Annotated in this window: 3 protein-coding genes; 2 read left to right on the top strand and 1 reads right to left on the bottom strand. The window is 58.5% G+C overall.

Features of this window, described 5'->3' with window-relative positions:
• Positions 1 to 371: hypothetical protein (locus AC1DVA_RS27940; protein WP_476808058.1), on the top strand; the 371-nt coding region annotated here is incomplete at its 5' end.
• A gap of 453 nt (positions 372 to 824) precedes the next feature.
• Here AC1DVA_RS27940 and AC1DVA_RS27935 read toward each other — a convergent pair.
• Entirely contained in the window at positions 825 to 1,538 is a 714-nt protein-coding gene (locus AC1DVA_RS27935; RefSeq protein WP_476808057.1) for a recombinase family protein, read from the bottom strand.
• A 367-nt stretch (positions 1,539 to 1,905) separates the two neighbouring features.
• On the opposite strand from AC1DVA_RS27935, the gene AC1DVA_RS27930 reads away from it, so the two are divergent.
• Positions 1,906 to 2,088, top strand: a 183-nt coding sequence (locus AC1DVA_RS27930) for a transposase (RefSeq protein ID WP_476808056.1), incomplete at its 3' end; no start/stop codon positions are given.

Genomic DNA, 2,088 nt, shown 5'->3' with positions numbered 1-2,088 from the left:
GGCTTGTAGAGTGCGCGCAGTCTCCCCCTGTTTACAAAATCCTGCGTGATTACATACCAGACCTGCACGTTGAATCTAATCCAGAGATGAAATGGAGCGGAATTCGGCATCTTTCTAAGAAACTTCAGACTTATGTCGAGTTGAGAAATCAATTAATTCAATATGGAAAGGCGAATTTCGATAATAAGGATGCGTTTGCTTTGGTCGATCTTGTTTCTGATATTCTGTACGTGCTGGACTTTTTGTCAGGGCACGTTTGGGCGCAAAGCAACGTAAGCTCCGCACTGGCGCGCGAACTAGGGTGGAGCGTCGCGGAAGGGAAGGGGATCAGAATCAACGTCCTATCGGGCTATCCGTTGCCCAACGATTAGCTTTGCGCGCTCCCGCGCCCCCTGATGGCACCAAGGGACGTGGGGGAGCCTCAGGAGCTTTTTATGTTCCAAATGTCCGGTGCTGCTCTCGTCTGCATATAGGGGACAGGACTCTGATCACAAAAAGAGACCCCTGTGGGCGTGACATCCTTCAGGGGCCGTAAGTGGGGTTAGGATCGCCCTACAGCGTAGCGCTCGACGCTGGGAGAGGTAAAGCATTAGTTTTACCCTAAGGTCATGGTCCAGAGGTCCTGAGCATCGAAATAGGCGAAGATTTCTTCTGCCTTATTTGCAAGGAGAACACCCGACTAGCATCAAGCGCCTTGTGGAGCGGCTGACGTTGGATTGAAGCGTTTTATCTTCGCCGGGTTCTCGTTGCTCAACCGGCCAGGGCGGAACTCAGCGCCACCGCGCTAATAAGAACCTTCAAGCTATGCCACAACGCGGGAGCCCCTAGTGCCAGACCGGGGACCGACCCGGCCTGTCCATCGAGCTATCGAAAGGGTCAGCCTGCCTCCTAAGGCGATCCACAACCCGCTGGACGGTCGTCGGGTGCCATGTTCCGCCGCGAGCAGTCTTGATGCCGGCGGCGTTTAGTGCCTCGGCAATCTCCCTGATGCTTTTGCCGGCTCCACGGAGCGGCTCCACGATGCCTCGCCATGCCTCGGCCCGTTCCTGGGCCTGGGCTTTCACGACTTCGTTTCGCTTCATGGTGGCGTCCCGGAGGCCACCTAGCTTGACGCCACGGCCCCTGGCTTTCTGTAAGGCCCCGTTGGTGCGGAGGGTGACGAACTGCCGCTCCTGCTCGGCCAGGGCCGCATAGGTGCAAAGCTGTAAGGCGTCGGCGTGGGGCATCGAAGCGACCCGAAAGGGGACCCGCTTGTCCTCCGTCAACGAAGCGATCAAAGACACCCGGCGCGACAGGCGGTCCAGCTTCGACACCAGGAGCGTGGCCCTGGTCTTCCGAGCCAACTCTAAAGCATTGGCCAACTCTGGGCGGTCAGCGTTGGCGCCGCTCTCGACCTCGGTGAACTCCCGCAGCACTTCCCAGGGCGTAGGGCTGTAGGTCTCAAGATACAGTCGGATGTCCCGGTCCTGCGCCTCCAGGTCCAGGCAGCTCTTGCCCTGCTCTTCGGTAGAGACGCGGCGGTAGAGAACGTACTGCATTGGCATAGGGGGCTCCGGGATGACCCTGAGACTTACTCTAGCCCTGACTGTGACCGGACAGTCCCGCAAGGGGCAATATAGTGATAGCTCGGTTGGATAGGCCAGCCATGTTCCCCCATATCATTGAAATTGCACGGCAAGGACGAACAACACCACGAGACCTTTAGCTCCTTTTTTGAAGCCGCTGCGTTTCGTTGGGGATCAAATAGGCCTCTGGAGGTACCCAAAAGGGGCCCCTAGTTCCTCGTGCCACCAGGCGGGGGATGCCGACCAGTCGTGGCTGACGCGAGCTTCGGACAAGTGGCCTGCCCCCTGAAAAGTGGCCCTCCCTGAAGTAGGCTTTTTGAGCCTTTGGAGGATGCCCGCGATGCCGCAGAAGAAGCACAAGCCTGAAGAGATCGTCGCGAAGCTGCGGCAGGTCGACGTGCTGTTGTCCCAGGGGCGCCCGGTCGCGGAGGCGATCCGGGCCATCAGCGTGACGGCGTTCACGTATTATCGCTGGCGCAAGGAGTTTGGCGGGCTGAAGTCCGACCAGGTGAAGCGTCTGAAG

The organism is Allobosea sp. P4_C6 (genome assembly GCF_056402015.1).
Note: the sequence above shows the minus strand (reverse complement) of the source record. Positions and strands in the feature narration are given on the sequence as shown.

What these genes read in the sequence shown, in the direction of transcription:
- AC1DVA_RS27935 (WP_476808057.1), bottom strand. Translation starts at nt 1,538, where the DNA reads ATGCAGTACGTTCTCTACCGCCGCGTCTCTACCGAAGAGCAGGGCAAG.